At 31.5% G+C, this 20,498-nt stretch carries 19 protein-coding genes; 14 read left to right on the top strand and 5 right to left on the bottom strand.

What is annotated here, in order from left to right:
* Window positions 1–8 precede the first annotated feature (8 nt).
* Window positions 9–1,214 carry an RsmB/NOP family class I SAM-dependent RNA methyltransferase gene (locus tag B4G36_RS07930; protein ID WP_038333863.1) on the top strand — a complete coding sequence of 402 codons (1,206 nt, stop codon included), beginning with the start codon at window positions 9–11 and terminating at the stop codon, window positions 1,212–1,214.
* 63 nt (window positions 1,215–1,277) lie between these two features.
* On the opposite strand, the gene B4G36_RS07935 is transcribed toward B4G36_RS07930, so the two are convergent.
* The gene (locus B4G36_RS07935; protein ID WP_291063202.1) at window positions 1,278–3,431 is read right to left on the bottom strand and encodes an OmpA family protein; all 2,154 of its coding nucleotides are present in this window, start codon (window positions 3,429–3,431) and stop codon (window positions 1,278–1,280) included.
* Window positions 3,432–3,720: 289 nt separating this feature from the next.
* On the opposite strand from B4G36_RS07935, the gene B4G36_RS07940 reads away from it, so the two are divergent.
* From B4G36_RS07940 to mnmA, 3 genes are all read left to right on the top strand, one after another.
* A complete protein-coding gene (locus B4G36_RS07940; protein WP_291063204.1) occupies window positions 3,721–4,587 on the top strand; it encodes a cupin-like domain-containing protein in 867 nt (288 codons plus the stop codon).
* Window positions 4,588–4,752: 165 nt separating this feature from the next.
* Window positions 4,753–6,069: a Na+/H+ antiporter NhaC family protein gene (locus B4G36_RS07945; protein WP_291063206.1), complete on the top strand. Its 1,317-nt coding sequence runs from the start codon at window positions 4,753–4,755 to the stop codon at window positions 6,067–6,069.
* 64 nt (window positions 6,070–6,133) lie between these two features.
* Window positions 6,134–7,327 (top strand): tRNA 2-thiouridine(34) synthase MnmA, encoded by a 1,194-nt coding sequence (gene mnmA, locus B4G36_RS07950; RefSeq protein WP_291063208.1) that lies wholly within the window; start codon window positions 6,134–6,136, stop codon window positions 7,325–7,327.
* Between the two features lie 70 nt (window positions 7,328–7,397).
* Here the strand turns inward: mnmA and B4G36_RS07955 are convergent, their stop codons facing one another.
* Complete coding sequence (locus tag B4G36_RS07955; RefSeq protein WP_286495388.1) at window positions 7,398–8,168, bottom strand: CDGSH iron-sulfur domain-containing protein; 771 nt, start codon at window positions 8,166–8,168, stop codon at window positions 7,398–7,400.
* Window positions 8,169–8,329: 161 nt separating this feature from the next.
* Between B4G36_RS07955 and B4G36_RS07960 the strand changes: the two genes are divergently transcribed.
* Window positions 8,330–8,809, top strand: coding sequence for a GNAT family N-acetyltransferase (locus B4G36_RS07960; RefSeq protein ID WP_286495389.1), 480 nt, complete (start codon window positions 8,330–8,332; stop codon window positions 8,807–8,809).
* Between the two features lie 3 nt (window positions 8,810–8,812).
* Here B4G36_RS07960 and B4G36_RS07965 read toward each other — a convergent pair whose 3' ends face one another.
* Window positions 8,813–9,535 (bottom strand): YqjF family protein, encoded by a 723-nt coding sequence (locus B4G36_RS07965; protein WP_291063211.1) that lies wholly within the window; start codon window positions 9,533–9,535, stop codon window positions 8,813–8,815.
* A gap of 90 nt (window positions 9,536–9,625) precedes the next feature.
* On the opposite strand from B4G36_RS07965, the gene B4G36_RS07970 reads away from it, so the two are divergent.
* The gene (locus B4G36_RS07970) at window positions 9,626–10,660 is read left to right on the top strand and encodes an alpha/beta hydrolase (protein ID WP_286495392.1); all 1,035 of its coding nucleotides are present in this window, start codon (window positions 9,626–9,628) and stop codon (window positions 10,658–10,660) included.
* Between the two features lie 43 nt (window positions 10,661–10,703).
* Here the strand turns inward: B4G36_RS07970 and B4G36_RS07975 are convergent, their stop codons facing one another.
* Window positions 10,704–11,195: a metallophosphoesterase family protein gene (locus tag B4G36_RS07975; RefSeq protein WP_286495395.1), complete on the bottom strand. Its 492-nt coding sequence runs from the start codon at window positions 11,193–11,195 to the stop codon at window positions 10,704–10,706.
* Between the two features lie 34 nt (window positions 11,196–11,229).
* Here B4G36_RS07975 and truA point away from each other — a divergent pair, with 34 nt between their 5' ends.
* The 4 genes from truA (at window position 11,230) to B4G36_RS07995 (ending at window position 15,312) form a co-directional block, all read left to right on the top strand.
* A complete protein-coding gene (gene truA, locus B4G36_RS07980) occupies window positions 11,230–11,985 on the top strand; it encodes a tRNA pseudouridine(38-40) synthase TruA (protein WP_219034551.1) in 756 nt (251 codons plus the stop codon).
* Entirely contained in the window at window positions 11,972–13,732 is a 1,761-nt protein-coding gene (locus tag B4G36_RS07985; protein ID WP_291063214.1) for an ABC transporter ATP-binding protein, read from the top strand. Before truA ends, B4G36_RS07985 begins: the two co-directional genes overlap by 14 nt.
* 77 nt (window positions 13,733–13,809) lie before the next feature.
* Complete coding sequence (locus B4G36_RS07990; protein WP_280062513.1) at window positions 13,810–14,226, top strand: hypothetical protein; 417 nt, start codon at window positions 13,810–13,812, stop codon at window positions 14,224–14,226.
* 135 nt (window positions 14,227–14,361) lie between these two features.
* A complete protein-coding gene (locus B4G36_RS07995) occupies window positions 14,362–15,312 on the top strand; it encodes a LysR substrate-binding domain-containing protein (protein ID WP_038333906.1) in 951 nt (316 codons plus the stop codon).
* 56 nt (window positions 15,313–15,368) lie between these two features.
* Here the strand turns inward: B4G36_RS07995 and B4G36_RS08000 are convergent, their stop codons facing one another.
* A complete protein-coding gene (locus B4G36_RS08000) occupies window positions 15,369–16,487 on the bottom strand; it encodes a calcium:proton antiporter (protein WP_284584058.1) in 1,119 nt (372 codons plus the stop codon).
* A gap of 196 nt (window positions 16,488–16,683) precedes the next feature.
* Here B4G36_RS08000 and B4G36_RS08005 point away from each other — a divergent pair, with 196 nt between their 5' ends.
* The 4 genes from B4G36_RS08005 to B4G36_RS08020 all read left to right on the top strand — a co-directional run bounded on the left by B4G36_RS08005 (window position 16,684) and on the right by B4G36_RS08020 (window position 20,351).
* Entirely contained in the window at window positions 16,684–16,995 is a 312-nt protein-coding gene (locus tag B4G36_RS08005) for a DUF3817 domain-containing protein (protein WP_286479686.1), read from the top strand.
* Window positions 16,996–17,589: 594 nt separating this feature from the next.
* Complete coding sequence (gene fabV, locus B4G36_RS08010) at window positions 17,590–18,792, top strand: enoyl-ACP reductase FabV (RefSeq protein ID WP_286495398.1); 1,203 nt, start codon at window positions 17,590–17,592, stop codon at window positions 18,790–18,792.
* A gap of 374 nt (window positions 18,793–19,166) precedes the next feature.
* Window positions 19,167–19,487: a transposase gene (locus tag B4G36_RS08015; protein ID WP_291063219.1), complete on the top strand. Its 321-nt coding sequence runs from the start codon at window positions 19,167–19,169 to the stop codon at window positions 19,485–19,487.
* Window positions 19,488–19,511: 24 nt separating this feature from the next.
* The gene (locus tag B4G36_RS08020; protein WP_291063221.1) at window positions 19,512–20,351 is read left to right on the top strand and encodes an IS3 family transposase; all 840 of its coding nucleotides are present in this window, start codon (window positions 19,512–19,514) and stop codon (window positions 20,349–20,351) included.
* Window positions 20,352–20,498 lie beyond the last annotated feature (147 nt).

Raw genomic sequence — 20,498 nt, forward strand, 5'->3', positions numbered from 1 at the left:
ACCGAGTTATGAAGATTTTACCATATAAAAATTTATTTGTCGGAATTACCGACACATTGCAACAAATTTTCTTCGAAGGAAAATATGCAGATAAAGAAGTTGAGCGAACATTGAAATCGAATAAGCAATGGGGAGCGCGCGATCGTGCTTTTATTGCCGAAACGGTTTACGATTTAGTTCGTTGGAAACGTTTGGTTGAAGGGGCAATGAGCCGTCCGCTTTCTCCTGATACAATTTGGGAGTTTGTTGGAACTTGGTTTGCTTTAGATCCAGAGCAAACGTTACCAAAATGGGAAGAATTTCAAAAAATCTATCCAAAAGAAGTCTTGAAAAGACATCACAATTCGTCTAAAAATATTGCGGTTGCAGAATCGTATCCAGATTGGATGTTCGAGTTAGGAGAGAAGTCGTTGGGAAATCGTTGGTTAGATGAAGTGCATGCAATGAACTCGCAAGCACCAACAGTTTTACGTGTGAATTCCTTGAAAACAGACCGTAAAACATTACAAAAAGCGTTGAAGGAGCGTAGAATAAAAACGAAAGTTTTATCGAAATATCAAGATGCTTTAGAGCTTGAAGAGAAAACAAATATTTTCCGTACAGATGAATTTCAGAATGGTTGGTTTGAAGTTCAAGACGCAGGATCGCAATTGATTGCGCCTTATTTACGTGTTCAGCCAGGAATGCGTGTGGTAGATGCTTGTGCTGGTGCCGGAGGAAAAACATTGCATTTAGCTGCTTTGATGGAAAACAAAGGGCAAATTATTGCAATGGATTTGTACGATTGGAAATTGAAAGAATTGAAACGTCGTGCAAAACGTAACAATGTTCAGAATGTACAAACAAAGGTGATTGAAGCAAAAACAATCAAGCGTATGGAGAATTCTGCTGATCGCTTATTGATTGATGCACCTTGTTCTGGAATGGGAGTTTTGAAACGTAATCCTGATGCAAAATGGAAATTAAGACCAGAATTTATTGACGAAATATTAGCAACACAAGAAAAAATATTAGCTGATTATTCTAAAATCATTAAAGTTGGTGGAATGATGGTTTATGCAACTTGTTCTATTTTACCACAAGAAAATGAGCAGCAAGTAGAAAAATTCTTGAAGAATAATCCAAATTATAAAATGGTTTCAGATAAAATGCATTATCCATCTCAAACTAATTATGATGGATTTTACATGGCTTTGATTGAAAGAATTTCTTAAGCTGTTAATTATTATAAGATACAAAAGACTAAGTGAAAGCTTGGTCTTTTTTTGTTACAATAATTATTTTATCCTAAATCTAACTCGTCTATTCTCAAAATTTTTCCAATCAATACAATTTGTGGCAGGATTACATTCTTTGTATTTCAAATCCGAAAAGCCTTTAGCGGAAATTGAAAATCGATTTTTATTTAGACCTTTTTCTACCAAATAATTCAACACAGCGTTTGCTCTTCGTTGTGATAAATCTATATTGTAAGATTCTGTTCCAACCGCATCTGTATGACCTTCGATAACAAAATGATGTGATGGATTTCGTTTCATAATTGCAACAACTTCATCCAATTTTGGATAATCAATAGCTCTGATTTCAGCTTTATCAAAATCAAATTCGACGGTTTCCATTAAATAATTTGAATAATCTTGAACATAATTTCCAATCTTTTTATCACTCAAATTATTTTCAGGACAGCCATTTCCAAAACGATTTCCTTTTATATACGGACATTCATCTTCGATATCCATCACGCCATCGCCATCTGTATCATAATCATTGTTGTAATTTTCTATATTTCCTTTCTGGATCAATAAATTATAAGGTGTTGAAATATTGAATTCAGTTCCAATTTTCTCAATTTCTTTTCGATATCGTCCATCTTTTTTGCACATTTCACCGCAACGTTCCTCATCTTTTAAGAGATAATCAATTTTTTGTTTTGCCCAATAAAACTTAATTGCTTCGGTAAATTCACTTGGATTTGGTTGTTTGATTTCAAAATTTTGAGTGAAATTTTGGTTCGATTGATTACCAATAATTTCTATTTTTTTTGGATAACGACGATTGCAATCGCGCGAAACAAAATTGACCGAATTTTGAGCTAAATACGTATTGAAATTCTTCGGAAACGTTTCGTTGAGGTTGATTTGGGATGATTGAACTTTAAGGTGATAAATAGAAGAATTCAAAACAGCTTGCTGAAATTGAGCTGTTTTTTGATTCAATTCTTTTGGTTCATTGACTGTAATCGGAAGCGTTCCTGTTGCTAAACTTATGAAATTCATCGCATGATAATCCAATTCTTTTCCAATTCCTAATGTTATAAATTGAGTATCTTTTGCATAATTTCGGAGTGAATTATAAACCGTTTCATTCAAATTTATCGCTCCATCAGAAATAATTGCGATGATTCTTTTATAGTTTTTATCAAAAGGATTTTTCTGAATTTGCTCTATTGCTTCATCCAATAATTTTTCGCCAGTTCCATTCAAATAATTAACTTTTTCTAAAGCTAAAGTGATGTTTTCTTTCGTTGGAAATTGAGAAGAATTAAAAATTAATTCATTTTTCGTAGAATAAACCAACATATTAAATTTATCTGTTTCGTTTAGATTTGGAAGAAGTTGATTCATCAATTTTTTGGTGGTTTCAATTGGTTGATTCATCATAGAACCAGAAGCATCCAAAACGAACAAAAATTCTCGCGGAGCATTGTATTTAGAAGGATTATTTGCAGGTTCAATTGTTCCTAAAATATAATCGCAACCATTTTCAGTAAACGTTTCAATTCCTGTTTGTAGTTCATTTTTTGTATAAGCATATTGAAGAGTTGGAATCTTTTTATCGAAATTTTTTGAAACATAATTTCGATCATTTTCCTTTGAAAATTTTAAATCAGAAACAATTTTTGAAATCGGAAAATTTCCCGAAAGATGAATATCTGAATTTATGTTTTTCGGGTAACCATTCAATTGATTGTTCCAACGATGAATTTGGGTAAAAGATTCTGTTCGTTTAACGATAAATTCTAAAAATGAAACTTGATAATTCAAACTATTTTCTTCAACAATTTTCGAAACTTTTAGCTGAATTTTTAGTGTAGCATGTGCAGGAATTTTTCCTAAATCTAATTGTAAAACTTGATTGTTTTGTTGATTTTTAAAAATAGTTGAAGCATCAATATTTTTTAACTCTTTTCGAATATCTACAATAGATTTGGATTGAATTTCGAAAACTTTATCATTTACAAAAGCTTTTAATTCGTACACATTTTGAGAAGCTTGATAAGGATAAATAAATTTAGCTAAAATATCTTCCGAAGAATTGTTCTGAAATGTAAAATTATGACTCAAATTACCCAATAAATGATGAAAATTATAGTCATTTTCGAGAGAAATTGCTTCTATTTTTTCAAAATCTTCTTCATTTTGAAGTTCCAAATACGGATAAATTTGCTGCGCACAACAAAATGTATTCAGTAGAATAAAAAAAATGGAAAAAAATAGATTTTTTGTGTTCAACGAATAGATTTTAAAAATTCAATGTAAAGATAATGAAAGAATTGATGTATTTTCTATCATCAGTTATAGTAAAGTTTAATGTATATTTAATAAATCGTCAAATCAGAAATAATTATTCAATCATATCTAAAAAAGATTGGTTTAATAATTGCATCGTTCAGATTTAACAAAAAAGTTAAGTAAATTTGCACTTTATTTTACATAAAAGATGAATTTTAATTTCACAGAAGTTGAAAGAGTAGAAAGTATTTCTGCAAAAGATTTTCAGAAATATTACGTTAAACCTCAAAAACCAGTTGTAGTAGAGCGAATTACAGAGGATTGGCCTGCGTACGAAAAGTGGAATTTTGAGTATATAAAACAAGTTGCAGGTGACAAGGTTGTCCCTTTATATAATAATGATCCGGTTGATTATACGAAGAAAGTAAATGAACCAGTTGCAAAGATGAAAATGTCTGAATATGTAGATTTGTTGCAAAGTGAACCGACAGATTTGCGTATATTTTTGTACAATTTGATGAGTCAAGTTCCGAAATTGCAACAAGATTATAAAATGCCAGATTTGGGTTTGAATCTTTTCAAATCGATGCCAATGTTATTTTTTGGAGGTGAAGGATCAAATGTTTTTATGCATTATGATATCGATTTAGCGAACATTTTGCATTTTCATTTTGCAGGAAAAAAACGTTGTATTATTGTTCCGCCAAAGGATTCGAAATACATGTACAAAATTCCGCATTCGGTAATTTGTCGAGAAGATATTGATTTTGATAATCCTGATTTTGATAAATGGCCAGCGCTGAAAAATATAAATCCGATGGTAGCAGACTTAAAACACGGAGAAATGCTTTATATGCCAGAAGGTTGGTGGCATTATATGAAATATTTGACGCCAGGTTTCTCGATGAGTTTGCGTTCGTTGGCACATAAACCAAAAAATTTGTCCGAAGCGATTTATAACATATTTTTGATGCGTACATACGATAATGTGATGCGAAAAATAAAAGGTAAAACTTGGATTGAAGAAAAAAATGAGCGCGCAATTTCACAAACAAATAAATTAATTGCGAAATAAAAATACAGTTTTTAGAAAATTTTTCTAAATGAAGGAATATCTTTCGAAAGATGTTCCTTTTTTTATTCTACTGTCCTAAAAACTTATAAATCAATAAATATTTGATTTTCATGTTTTAAAATTTCGATAGATATTTGCAGAATATTTTTCTGAATTTTTAGTAATATGATCATAAATAAAGGAAATTTTTGGGCTTTATTGCCTTTAATCATTTTCATACTTGTCTATTTTTCGGCATCTATTTATCTAAACGATTTTTACTCCGTTCCAGCATTGGTTGTTTTCATGTTGGCGCTCGTAATTGCATTTGTTCAATTCCCTAAGGTTTCATTTCATACGAAAGCCGAGGCTTTTTGTAAGAATGCGGGTGAAGAAACAATTATGTTGATGATTTTAATTTTTCTTCTCGCTGGAGCGTTTGGAAGTTTAGGATCTACAATTGGTGCTGTAGAATCAACAGTGAATTTATTTTTGAATTATCTTCCTTCTTCCTTTATTGTAGCAGGTTTCTTTTTGTTGTCTTGTTTTATTGCGACTGCTTTGGGAACATCGGTTGGAACAATTGTAACTGTTGCTCCGATTGCAGTGCAAATGGATAAAATGATCCCAGGTTCTATGCCAATTTTGTTAGGTGCAGTGGTTGGTGGAGCGATGTTTGGCGATAATTTATCATTTATTTCTGATACAACAATTGCTGCAACACGTACGCAAGAAGTGAGCATGAAATCTAAATTTAAAACTAATTTTCGAATAGTAGTTCCAGCAGCTATTGTTTCGACGATTATATATTTTTCACTTTCTCAACATTTTGACACAACCAATTTCCAAGGAAAACAGTTAGATTTTGACTTGATTTTAATCATACCTTATCTATTAGTTTTTGGACTAGCAATCTCTGGAATTAATGTGATTTGGGCTTTAATTGTAGGAATTCTTTCGTTTTTTGGAATTGGTTTGTTCTATTCTGGTGTTCCTTTACTAGACTTAGTATCTTCTATTAATGAAGGTTTTAAAGGAATGTTTGAGTTGAGTATTATTTGTTTAATTATTGGTGGAATTGTTGGAATTATTCGTTTAAATGGTGGATTAGATTTTATCATTTATCATTTAACCAAAAATATCAAAACAAAACGTCAAGCCGAGATGAGTATTGCGTCGCTTACAGCTTTGGCGAATGCTTGTTTGGCAAATAACACTATTACAATTTTAATTTGTGGTAAAATAGCAAAAGATATTTCTGATCATCACGATTTAGAAGGTAGACGTGTTGCAAGTATTTTGGATACTGTTTCGTGTTTTGTACAAGGAATCTTACCTTATGGTGCGCAAGTTTTGGCAGCTGTTGCTGCTGCAAATGCAATTTCAAGTGCAACAAAAGTTTCTTCTGTAGATGTTTTATCTAATTTATATTACCCGTTTTTAACTGGAATTTGTACCCTTATATTTATTTTATTTTTTCAGTCAAACTCATTCAAAAAATAGATTGATGTTGGATAGTCATTCGTCGAATATTATTTTATAACTTTGTAGACTGAAATTTTTTAAGATGAAAAGAGTTGTCGTAGGACTTTCTGGAGGAGTAGATTCAAGTGTTACAGCCTATTTGCTAAAAGAGCAAGGCTATGATGTGATCGGATTATTTATGCGTAATTGGAACGATGCATCGGTAACGTTGGAAGATGAATGCCCATGGATAGAAGATAGTGCAGACGCTTTGTTGGTAGCTAAAAAATTAGATATTCCTTTTCAGGTAATTGATATGTCTGATTCGTACAAAGAACGTATTGTAGATTATATGTTCAATGAATACGAGCAAGGAAGAACACCAAATCCTGATGTGTTATGTAACCGAGAAATTAAGTTCGATTTGTTTTTGAAAACAGCTTTAGAACTTGGAGCAGATTACGTTGCAACAGGACATTATGCACGAAAAACTTCTACAATTGATGAAAATGGAAAAGAGATTTTTCAATTGTTAAAAGGTAATGATAACAATAAAGATCAATCGTATTTCTTGTGTCAATTGTCGCAAGATCAATTAAGCAAAGCATTATTCCCAATTGGAGATATAGAAAAACCAGAAGTAAGAAGAATTGCGCAAGAGCAAGGCTTGGTTACAGCGAATAAGAAAGATTCGCAAGGTTTATGTTTTATTGGAAAAGTTAGTTTACCCGAATTTTTGCAACAACAATTAAAACCAAAAGAAGGTGTAATTGTAGAAATAGCCAAAGATTGGAACGGATATAAAAGAGAAATTCCAACTTTTGCAAATAAATATGAAGCATTAGATTTCGAAGCAAAAGGTTTCTCATATAAACAAGAAGACGGAGAAATTGTAGGTAAACATCAAGGTGCACATTATTTCACTCGCGGTCAACGAAAAGGATTGGGAGTTGGAGGAAAAGTAGAACCTTTGTTTATTATTGATACAGATGTAGAGACAAATGTTGTTTACACAGGTCAAGGTGCTGATCATCCTGGTTTGTTGAAGAAAGCATTGTTTATAAAAGAGGAAGAAGTACATTGGGTTCGCGAAGATTTAACTTTAAAAACAGACGAAACAATGGAAGTGATGGCGCGTATTCGTTACCGTCAACCTTTGCAAAAAGCAATTTTACACAAAGCTGAAAACGGAATGTATGTCGAGTTCGAAAATCCTCAATCTGCAATTACAGAAGGTCAATTCTGTGCGTGGTATGTTGATGACGAACTTTTAGGTTCTGGTGTTATTAATAATTAAAAATATAAACATCATTATTATATTGAACGCTCAAGATTTTCTTGAGCGTTTTTATGTTAATATCATTTTATTAAAAAACTTTCCCGTCTGCTTTTGGTTGCTTTGGTAATCCATCTTGAAATCTCATAGAAGCATGTGTTCCATCACAAAAAGGCTTATTAGAAGATTGTCCACAACGGCAAATTGTTTGTCGATTTCGCACTTCGTAATATTCGCCATTCGCACTTTTTAGCGGAATTCCTCCCCATAATGCATAAGGACCACTCAAATCATTCGCAACATCTTCAATAATTCCAACAGAAGCTGAGGTGTTATCATCTTCAATTGGTTGATTATTTTCATCCCAAACAATCAACCGTCCAGAAGGACAATGATGTGCCATTTCAACACTCAAATCAACAGAGTTTTGTGTAGAATCTTCAACTTGGTTCCAAATACGTTTTCCATTGTCACAAAATCGAGCAAAAGCACATAATTTTTCGTCATCAGTGAGCGAAACAACAGGTCCTTCTATAACTTCTGCAGTTAATAATTCGGGATTGAAAGTTGCTTTTTCAGTTAAATCCACACCATTTTCTGTTGCTTTTTTATGCGAACCATCACAATAAGGTTTGTGCTGGGATAATCCACAACGACAAATATAAGTTGCATCTTTTGCTTCAAATTCTTCTCCTTCTTGGTAATTGATAGAAATTCCTTGCTGATTTGGAACGATAAATTGCTGAACAATTTTAGGTTTTCCGTGCAAGATATAAGGTCCATTTTCTGTGACTTCTACATAGATACCATCTGTATTTTGAGTTGTCCCGATTTGAATATTTAACTTATTTTGATTATCCATAATTGTAGATTTTAGATTGAAATTATCTACAATTTAAAAAGTATTTTAGTTAGAATGATTTTAAATTTTTATTGATAATTCGTTAAAATTTAATAGATAAACCTTGTTGTTTTTACATAAGATTTAGAATGTTTTGATTAATTTTAATTAAAATAATTAGCATGTCGACAATTCAACTCAAACATACAGAAACCAAACATCACGATGCTTTGTTATACAATTTGCCAGAAGACCAAATTCCTTTTACAGCCTTGCCTATCGAGACTTTTGAGCGTTTGAAATTACGCACAGATGGACATGCAAAACCAATTACAATTTTGTTAGATGAAGTGCCAATTGGTTTTTTTGTGTTAGATTATGGTGACGATAAATTGGAGATGACGAATAATACGAATTCGTTGTTGTTGCGTTCTTTATCGATAAATCCAGAATTTCAAGGAAAGGGTTACGGAAAAATTTCGATGAATTTGATGGATGATTTTGTAAAAGATAATTTTCCTACAATTGATGAATTGGTTTTAGCGGTTAATTTCAACAATAAATCAGCATATGATTTGTATCTAAAAGTCGGTTATATAGATGACGGTTCTCAACGTGAATGGTTCAATGGAATGCAACATTTGTTGAAGAAGAAAATTTAATTGTTAAACTCTTTCTTTCTCCCAAGCGACAACTTGCACACCTTCTGAATAATGCACTAAATCTGGTCTCGAATGGATATTTAAATCTTGAAGTTGGTAATCAATCGTTAAAAAATCTAATTCAAGTTGATTGATTTTCCACGGTAAATGTTGAATTTCATAACGAAACAATTGATTGTGATCTTCCAAATACAAACAATATCGTTCAGTCAAAAATAAATCCAATTCAGTTTTGTGTTTTACTTGCATTCCAACATGGAAATCCGTTAATAAAGAGAAATTTCGTTTGGGATGATTGGCTTGATAAGAATTTTCGGTTCTGTTGATATTTGATTTTTCGTATGGTAAACCTGATAATGATTTAGCTAAAATTGCAGAAAATAATTTTCCAGCTTCAATCGATAAAAAATAAACGCCAGGTTTTTCGTCTTTTGTCACATAGGTTCTCAAATTAATTTCGTCAAAATCAGAAATAGGAGAGAATGCAGGAAAAAAGCGAGGTCGAATTTTTTCCATTGTAAAGGCGACAAGCGAAACCCAAGCAGAATCATTTATTTCATCAATTTCTAAATCTTTTGGAACTAATTCTCTCAAAATTTCTTTGTCAATTCTGTAATGAAAAAATAAAGCTTTGTTCCATTCTTGATAATATTTCCACGATTTTGAAGGATATTGCCAAGCACGATGATTTGTTTCGGCTAAAATTTGTTTGATTGTATATTTCACTTAAAACCTTGTTAAACCTATGGTTGAAGATACAAAATCTATTGTGAAATAAAGAAAATTGTAGTTACTTCGCATACCAATTTTTATCATATGAAAAACTTGTTTTATATCTTCGTGATTAGTTTTTTAACGTCATGTGCAGCAATACATAATGTGCCAACTTCTCAGAATCCAAATAATTTTATTCAACCGAATACAACAAGTTCTTTTGTGGATCAAAACGGGAATTTTTACCCAGATAATTGGTTGAAATCGTATGGTAAACCTCCTAAAAATGCAAGTCGTAGAGATTATTCGTTGATGAAAATTGCGACTGAAAGCAACTTTCAAAATCAATTAACTTCTTATGAAAGTTTGCGTTTGAAAAATATCGAAAAAAGAGTTAAAAATAAGAAACGTGTCATCATTTTTGTGCATGGAATTGACAATGATTATATGTTTAGCTTGAAAAATTACAACAAAGCCAAAACTTATATGAATATTAATTCTTCGAATGATGAGGTAATTAATTTTTATTGGGATGGATTGGTGAACGAAAGTCTTTTTGGAGCAGCAAAAGTTTGGGTAAGTGCAACGACAAATAGCCAAATGGCGGGCGTTTTTGGACTTCGTAGAATTTTGAATGTCATTCATAACAAAGATGTTTATTTGATTTCGCATAGTCGTGGCGCATCGGTTGTTTTGAGTTCACTTGTGAATCCTTCGTTACGCGAAAGTGAAATAAAACGTGCTGAAAATGCGCATCATGTGGATTTTACGAATGCAGAAACTTTGTTAGAAAATAACAATAAAATTTATAGTATTATGTTGGCGCCTGCAATTGGAAAAATTGATTTTACGTTGGATAATAATCAATTAAAAACGTTTACACCTCAATTAAAACGTATGCATATCACGATAAATGACACGGATTATGTATTAGGGAAAGGAAAGATTGGATTTTTATCTCGAAGTTTGATTGCGACAGATTTTGGTTACAAAAAAGATTTGTTTGATGAACTTTCTAAAAATTATACATTTTTAGAAGAAACTGATTTTTCCGGACAAGATTCGCACGAATTTAGAGAATATATCACTAATCCGAAGTTTATTACAATTCTGAAAGAATTCAAGTTAGCGAAATAAAGCGAAATGCGAACTTCGAATCTCGAAATGCGAGATTCGAAAATCATTTCTTAAACTCAATCACTTCTAAATTTTCAATTTTTCCTTTATTCAACTCAAATCGTAACATCGTACGAACTTTCTGAAAACCGTGTTTACCAACTGCGCCAGGATTCATATGAATTAAACCCAATTGTTTATCAGGCATCACTTTTAGTATATGTGAATGTCCACAAATAAATAATTTCGGAGGATTTTCTGTGATTTCTTTTCGTATTGCAGGATTATATTTTCCTGGATAACCGCCAATATGCGTAATCCAAATATCAACACCTTCCAACGTAAATCTGTTGTTGAGCGGGAATTCTGCGCGAGCTTTATTATCATCAATATTTCCATAAACAGCACGCAAAGGTTTTATTTCAGCCAATTTATCGGTTACAGAAATATCGCCAATATCTCCAGCATGCCAAATTTCGTCTGCTTGTTGTGCATATTCCAAAATTCTATCGTCGATATAAGAATGCGTGTCCGAAAGTAAAAGAATTTTCTTCAAAAGGTTGTATTTTTGTTGCTCAAATTTACAACAATTGCGATATTTTTTAGAATTAGCATACAACGGAAAAAATTATTTTGGTTATCAAATTCAACCCAATCAAATTTCGGTTCAAGAAGTTATTGAAGATAGATTGTCTAAAATCTTAAGAAAAGAAATTTCGATTGTCGGTGCAGGGCGTACAGACTCTGGTGTTCATGCGAAAAAGATGTTTATTCATTTTGATTATGAAGATGAATTATCGGTTGATTTAATCAAAAAATTAAATTCTTTTTTACCAAAAGACATCGCTGCTTATCGTTTATTTTTGATGGATGATGAAGCGCATGCGCGTTTTGATGCGACTTCGCGTTCGTACAATTATTTTATTTCGCCTTTCAAAGATCCTTTTGCGTTTGATAGTGCTTGGATTTTTAACCGAGAATTGGATATTGAAAAAATGAATGAAGCAGCAAAATTGTTAATTAAGCAAGGAGATTTCGGAAGTTTTGCTAAATTACATACCGATGTGAAAACAAATATTTGCGATGTAAGGGAGGCATTTTGGCGCAAAAATGAAAACGGACAATTGGTTTTTCAAATCACTGCTGATCGTTTTTTGCGAAATATGGTGCGCGCAATTGTTGGAACATTGGTTGAGGTTGGATTAGGAAGAATTTCTATCCACGATTTTGAAGAAATTATTGAACAAAAACAACGTTCTTCGGCAGGAGCTTCGGCGCCAGCGCAGGGTTTGTATTTGGTAGATGTTCAATATCCAAAAGAATTATTTAAAAATGAGTTCAAATAATGAGAATACATCGTTTGATTTTAATGGATTAAAACGTGTTTTGCAAATCGGAGCGCAAAGCAAAGTGATGTTTTGGTCGGTGGTTTTTGTAGCGGTTTTTAGTGCGTGTTTTTCTGTTTATCGTCCGTATTTAACGGGAAATATCATCGACGATTATATTCAGACAAAAGATTTACCAGGGCTTCAAATGCAAATCGTGAAACTATCTTTGGTGTTAGTTTTCGAAGGAATTTTGTCTTTTTTTATGGTTTATTTAGCGAATGTTGTTGCACAACGAGTTATCCGTTTATTACGCGTTCGTTTGTATAATCATTTGATCAAATTCAAGCTTGGTTACTTCGATAAAACGCCAAATGGAGTTTTGGTAACACGTTCAGTTTCTGATATTGAAACGATTGCTGAGGTTTTCAATGACGGAATTTTAGTGATGTTAGGCGATGTATTGAAAATCGTTTTCATCGTTTTTGTGATGTATTGGATGAACTGGGTTTTGGCAACGGTTGTGATTGTGATTCTTCCGTTGATGATGATTATTACACGATTGTTCCAAAAAGCATTGAAAAATGTTTACCAAGAAGAACGTACAATTGTGGCGAAATTAAATACGTTTGTGCAAGAACGATTAACAGGAATGAATATTATTCAGGTTTTTAATCGTCAGCAAGCAGAATACAATAAATTCGTTTCGATTAATAATGATTTAAAGAAAAATTATCTAAAAACAGTTTTCTATTTTTCATTAATGTTTCCTGTTGTCGATATTATTTCGGCTTTAGCAACGGGAAGTTTGATTTGGTTTGGAGGGCTTAGAACTGCTGTTTATGGAGATGTTTCTGTCGGAGATTTGATTGCTTTTACACAATATGTTACGTTGTTAACTGCGCCAATGCGTGCAATTGCAGAGCGTTTCAATACGATTCAGCGTGGGTTGGTAGGAGCGGATCGTGTGTTCAAAATTATTGATGATGATCAAACTTTGCCAGATAATGGAACAATAAAATTGGATCATGTAAAAGGTAAAATCGATTTTGAAAATGTGAAGTTTTCTTATGTTCCGAATAATTTGGTTTTGAAAGGAATTTCTTTTTCGACAAAACCAGGTGAAAAAATTGCAATTGTAGGTGCCACAGGTGCAGGAAAATCTACTATAATTAATTTATTGAGTCGTTTTTATGACATCGATTCTGGAACAATTAAAATAGACGATGTAAATATCCATGATATGGAATTGAAAAATTTACGTCAACACGTTGCGGTTGTTTTGCAGGATGTTTTCTTATTTAATACAACAATTTATGACAATATTGTTCTAGGAAATAAAGATATTTCGTTGGAAGAAGTTCAGAATGCGGCTAGAATAATAGGAATCGATCATTTTATTATGTCGTTACCAAAAGGTTATTATAGTGAAGTAAGCGAGCGGGGAGCTACCCTTTCTGTTGGGCAACGACAGTTGATATCCTTTCTGAGAGCATATATTTATAATCCACAAATTTTGGTATTAGACGAAGCAACATCATCGATTGATACCGAGTCGGAAGAATTGATTCAGAAAGCAACAGATAAGCTAACGCAAGGCAGAACTTCTATCATCATTGCGCATCGTTTAGCAACAATTCAGAACGCAGATAAAATTATTGTGATGGATAATGGAATGATTGTTGAGCAAGGTACACATAGCGAATTGTTGGATCAAAAAGGTTATTACGCCAATTTATATGAAGTCCAATTCTCGAAAGAAAATTAAAAATTTAACAGAAATAAATCGTTAGATTTGATTAACTTGAACAATCAATAATATTAACTTTAAAAATCTAATTAAAAATGAAAAAATTATTTTTAGCTGCTGCAGTATTAGGTGTAGTTTCTTTATCTTCTTGTAAATCTGAAAAAGAAAAAGTAGATGCAAAAGTAGAAAACACACAAGAAAATGTAGCAAATACAGTAGAAGAGCAAGTAGAAGCTGGTAAAGAGACAATGGATAAAGTTGCTGATGTAGCAAAAGATTTACCAACTTTCTCTGATCCAAAAATTACTGAATTTGTTGGAAAATACAACAAATGGGCTGCTGATATGAAATTAGCTGCAACTGCTGGTGATGCAAATAAATTAGCTGAATTAACAAAACAATCAGTAGATTTTCAAAAAGAATTACAAGGTTTTACTCAAACATTGAAACCAGAAGATGCTAAAAAATTACAAGATTGGACAGCTGAAATTCAGAAACAATTAAACAAATAATTAAATTTATATTTAATGATAAGCTCGAATTTATTCGAGCTTTTTTTATGGATTAAATTATGATTTAAGATATAGATTGATAATATAATAATGTATATCTTTATCACAAAAATTTATAGATATCAATTTTTATATATGACATTAGTACAATTACAATATGTGCTGGCAGTGGCTGAGCATAAGAACTTTACAATTGCTGCTGATAAATCCTTTGTAACTCAACCAACATTGAGTATGCAGATTCAGAAATTGGAAAAAGAATTGAATATTGACATTTTCGATAGAACATCGCATCCAATCAAAATCACTCAAATTGGAGAGAAAATTGTTGCGCAAGCAAAAACAATTTTAATGGAAGCTAACCGAATGAAACACTTGGTAAACGAAGAAAAAGGTTTGTTAGAAGGTGATTTCATTATTGGTGTTATTCCTACTGTTTTACCTTCTTTGGTACCATTATTTTATAAAACATTTCAGAAAAATAATCCGAAATCGAATCTTATTATCAAAGAATTGCAAACGGATAAAATTATAAAAGGAATAAAAGATGGTTCGTTGGATTTTGGTATTGTGGTTTCACCACTTTTCGAAGATCAAATTATCGAAAAACCTCTTTATTATGAACCATTGGTGGCTTATGTACCAAACGGGCATCGCTTATCTGACAAAGATAAAATCAATGAAGATGATCTAAACACTTCTGATTTATTAATCTTGCAAGAAGGACATTGTTTCAGAAATAATGTGTTGGCTTTATGTGATACTTCTAATCTGAAAAATCGTCCGATTAAGTTAGATTCAGGAAGTTTTGAAGCCTTAGTTAAATTAGCAAATGATGGATATGGAATGACCTTGTTGCCCGCTTTGGTTGCAGATGATTTGCCACAAGAGTATAAGAAATTTGTTAAAAACTTTGAGTCGCCAGTTCCAACACGTGAAGTTTCGTTAATTTTTCATCAATCTCAATTAAGAGATTCTTTCGAGAAAGAATTAATCAATACAATTCAAAGTATTTTGAGAGGAAAAATATTCTTAGAAAAAGATCAAAAGTTAGATTCGAATATGGTTTCTTTACCAAAAAAATAATAAAAAACGACTCAAAATTAAATTTTGAGTCGTTTTTTTATGTCTTTAAATTTCCTTTAAGGAACTATTGTTGTAAATAAATACGTAGCAAAAAGTGTTAATAAAACAATTCCTTGCTGAATATTTGTTCGACCAGAATTTAATGATAAATAAACAGTGAATAAGGATAATACTAATAAGATAGATGATTTTGCATCTATTCCTAATGTTACTTCTAGTCCTGTAAAATAACATACGATTGCTACAGCAGGAATTGTTAATCCAATTGATGCTAAAGCAGAGCCTAAAGCCAAGTTAAGGCTTGTTTGTAAACGGTCTTGTTTTGCGGCTTTATATGCGGCTAAACCTTCTGGTAATAAGATAACTACGGCAATTATAATTCCCACCAATGATTTTGGAGCACCTAAATCCATCACAATTGTTTCGATGGTTGGCGATAATTTTTTTGATAATAAAACAACTGCACACAAAGCAACTAATAATAAAACTAAACTCGAGATTGTAGTCAATAAATTTGGTTTTTCGACATGTAATTCTGATGTCACATTATCTTTGCTAGTTTGCGGTAAGAAATAATCGCGATGACGAATGGTTTGGACAGAAATAAATCCGCCATATAAAATAAGAGAAATAATTGCGACAAAGATTAACTGGGAAGAAGAGAATTCACCTCCTTTTTCTGATGTCAAAAAATTTGGTAAAACCAAGGTCAATATAGATATTGCAACTAAAGTAATTAAAGCAGTTGAAACACCTTGTTTGATAAAGTTCTGTTCTCTATAACGAACTCCTCCAGCCAATAAACAGATTCCGATAATTCCGGTAAGAATAATCATTACTGCAGCAAAAACGGTATCTCTTGCCAAAACAGAAGGGAAGCCGGTAGGTTCGGACATCATTAATGAAACAATTAGCGAAACTTCTATAACTGTAATAGCTAAAGCCAATATAATGGTTCCGAAAGGTTCTCCAACTTTATGCGCTACAACTTCTGCGTGATGTACAGCTGATAAAACAGCTGAAATTAAAATGATTCCTAAGACTCCAGAAAACCACATCTGATCTTTAAATCCTTCGGCTATTGTTAATGAAAAAATGGCAAGAATGGGACAGATAATTGTCCAGTAGGGTAAAGCTAAATTGAATTTTTTTGAAATAAAATTATCTACATGCATTAATTATAAGGTTTTGGATTTTTACAAATTTAATAAATAATATTGATAATTATTATGTGTAATTATCATGAATAGTAATAATTATAACGTTTAATAATCATAAATAGTAATAGTTATTTCAATAATTGAGTAAAAATAAACTTTTTAACTAATGATTATCATACCTCTACTATCAATAAACGATTAAATTTGCAAAATGTTAAACGTATCTGACGAAAAGTTAAAAAAATGGTTTAGCACATCATGTGTGTGGGAAACGATAAGTTGTACGCTCTTATTTTTGGTTGCAATGCCAATAAAATATCAATTCGGTTATGTTTTGCCAATGCCATTTGCTGGTTGTTTTCACGGTTTTTGGTTTACAGCTTATTTGATTTTACTTTTTAGAGTCAGAAGAATATATAAATGGGACGATGAAGATTTTATTATTTATGTGATGTACGCATTTATTCCGTTTGCAACTTTGGCGGTACATAAAGTAATAAAAGAGGATAAAAATAATAGATAAATAAAAAAAACGGTTTCTTTTTGAAACCGTTTTTTTATACTCATATATTTTACGCCATTTAGCTACAGTGTTTCGACTGATTTTAAACTTATCAGCAATAGATGTATTTTTTTGTTGAAGTTTTTAAAAGTTCTAAAACAGAATTCAAATCATAAGATTTAATTTTTTGGTAGGAGTTTTTTATCCAATTATGAATAGTGTTTTTAGGGATATTGTATTCATTAGAAATTTCTTTTTTTCTTCAGTGTATAAATTCTAAAAAAAATCATATTTCAACAACTTCGACCATTTTAATAAATCGTCTGTTTGTATACTTTTGCTTAAATATTGGGCATTAATTTCCTTTTCAGAATAAGTTTTGAAGAAGCCCTTGATACGGGATATATCAATTCCAAGTTCGTCGACTCTTTTTTTGATTAAAGAGCCTATGTGAATATCTTTCATAGGTTAGTAGGTTTTGAGTAATCGTAAATATAGGAAATTGAAATCAGTTTTCCTATTAATTATCTCAAAAATAGAATGATTTTATGTACAAAAAGATCGTTTCGTTATATAGAATTTATTTTATAAATTTATGCGACTAAATTAAGTATAATGATTATTCAACCAAGAACAAGAGGTTTTATTTGCATTACGACTCATCCTGAGGGAACTGCAAAAAATGTTCACAATCAAATTGAGTACGTAAAATCAAAAAATATTTCAGCCGAAGGACCAAAAAAAGTATTGGTAATTGGAGCTTCGACAGGTTTTGGTCTGTCATCTCGTATTACAGCTGCTTTCGGATATAATGCTGCAACAATAGGTGTTTTCTTTGAAAAACCTGCTGCGCCAAGAAAACCGGGGACTGCGGGTTGGTACAACACAGCTGCTTTTGAAAAAGAAGCACACGAAGCTGGTTTGTATGCAAAAAGTATTAATGGAGATGCTTTTTCTGATGAGATTAAACAACAAACGATTGATTTAATCAAACAAGATTTAGGTCAAGTAGATTTAGTAGTTTACAGTTTAGCTTCGCCTCGTCGTACACACCCAAAAACAGGTGTTGCGTATTCATCAGTTCTTAAACCAATTGGTGAACCATTTACAAATAAAACAGTAGATTTTCATACAGCAGAAGTTACAGATATTACAATTGATCCGATTGAATCTCAAGAAGAAATTGATAATACAATTGCTGTAATGGGAGGTGAGGATTGGAAATTTTGGATGGAAGATTTGAAAGCTGCTGGTGTTTTAGCTGAAGGAGTAAAAACTGTTGCTTATTCATACATAGGGCCAGAATTGACGCATAGAATCTACAAAGATGGATCGATTGGTATGGCTAAAAACGATTTAGAAAAAACGGTTCCTGTTATCAACGAATTATTAGCAGATTTAAATGGTGTTTCTTACGTTTCTGTAAACAAAGCTTTGGTAACACAGTCTAGTTCTGCGATTCCAGTTGTGCCATTATATATTTCGTTATTGTACAAAGTAATGAAAGCAAAAGGAATTCATGAAGGTACAATCGAGCAAATGCAACGTTTGTTTGCAGAGCGCTTGTATACTGCAAATGGAGAAGTTCCTTTGGATGAAAATGGACGTATTCGTATTGATGATTTGGAAATGCGTGAAGATGTACAAAAAGAAGTGGATGATTTGTGGAAAATTGTAACTTCTGAGAATATTAAAGAAATTTCTGATATCAAAGGTTATCATGATGAGTTCTTACAATTGTTTGGATTTAGTTTTGATGAAATCGATTATGATGCTGATACAAACGAATTGATTTCAGTTCCAAGTATTGCAGAATAAGAAGATCATTTCAATAATAAATACAAAACCTCGAAAATTATTTTCGAGGTTTTTTTTGTGTCAATAAAATAACTCAAAAATAATTTTATTCGTATTTGTTTGATTTAGTTTTATTAAAAATATGATTTAATTTTTATGAATAATTTAAAGTTGCGTTTTAATATTAATTTCTAATTATATTATTCTTAAATTTTAAGTTTTCTTTTAGAGATATATCCAAAAAATATGAAATTTATTTTTCGAATCTTAAAATATATCCGAAACACTTTACATTTCATCAAGTTTTAAACATGTATTTTTATGTCAATTTGGAAAATTGGATGTCCTAACTAAACTTCCAGTGTGAGAAAAGGTATAAAACTTCTCTTAAAATGATGAAAGGACAAAAAAATCATTACGAGGCCTCATTTAAATTACGAGCTGTAGAACTGAGTTACGAAAGAAGTAACGTTTCCGAATTAGCTAGAGAACTTGGAATAAAAGCGTCATTATTATACAAGTGGCGCAAAGAATATGCTGAATTTGGTACAGGAAGTTTTCCAGGTAAAGGAAATCTTAAACTCACTGCAGAGCAGGAAAAAATTCACGATTTAGAGCGAAAACTGAAGGATGCTGAACTTGAACGAGACATCCTAAAAAAAGCAATCAGCATTTTTTATTCATTGGTTTCTATTTTAAAATTAAAGTATTCATGAATCTTCGATTTCCAAGAGCGGTCGTTGAAATATCAATTCATCAAAAATCATGAAATTATTTATCCGATTGAAAAAATGTGTAAAGTTTTAAAAATCAGTCAAAGCAGTTATTTTAGATGGAAAAAGTGTCCGTTTTCTGTTAGATTTCATAAAAAAGAAGAGCTGAAACAACGTATTTTAACGATTTATTTTGATTCAAAGCAACGTTACGGTAGTCCAAGAATTACAGCAGAATTAAATAATTTAGGATTTAAAATATCTCGAATTACAGTTTCAAAATACATGAGAGAACTTGGAATTAGAAGTAAATTGAGCAAGAAATTTAAAATCACAACAGATTCTAAACATAATTATTTGGTTGTAGAAAATATTCTTGATAGAGATTTCGAAAGCACTAAACCTGCCCAAAAATGGGTTTCTGACATCACTTACATCAGAACAATTGAAGGATTTTTGTATTTAACAATTGTTCTTGATTTGTACGATCGCAAGGTTATTGGTTGGAGTTTGTACGATGAAATGAGCACTGAAAAAACAAGTTTATCAGCCTGGAAAGTCGCTTTAGCAAACAGAAAGATAGAAAAAGGATTGATTTTTCATTCTGATCAAGGGGTGCAATATGCTACAAAGAAATTTACCAATATTTTAGCATCTTATGGAGTAATCAGAAGTATGTCTCGCAAAGGAAATTATTGGGATAATGCAGTAGCCGAGAGCTTTTTTAAATCTCTAAAAACAGAATTAATTTATGAAAATAAGCTGATTTTCAGAAAACAAATGGAAAGCGAAATATTTCAATACATTGAAATTTGGTACAACAGAAAAAGAAGAAACAGCTCATTGCATTACAAAACAATTGAATAATTTAATAACTTAATTAATGTTTACAAAAATGTAGCTTAACTAATACTCCTATTTTTGTTTGCATATCCAATCAAATACTTTTTAAATAATAAAAGTTAACCCGTTGTGCATTTTAAATGATTTGAATTTTAAGGTTGTTAATATTTC

The sequence above is a fragment of the Empedobacter sp. UBA3239 genome (genome assembly GCF_002362875.1).
GTDB lineage: Bacteria > Bacteroidota > Bacteroidia > Flavobacteriales > Weeksellaceae > Empedobacter > Empedobacter falsenii_B.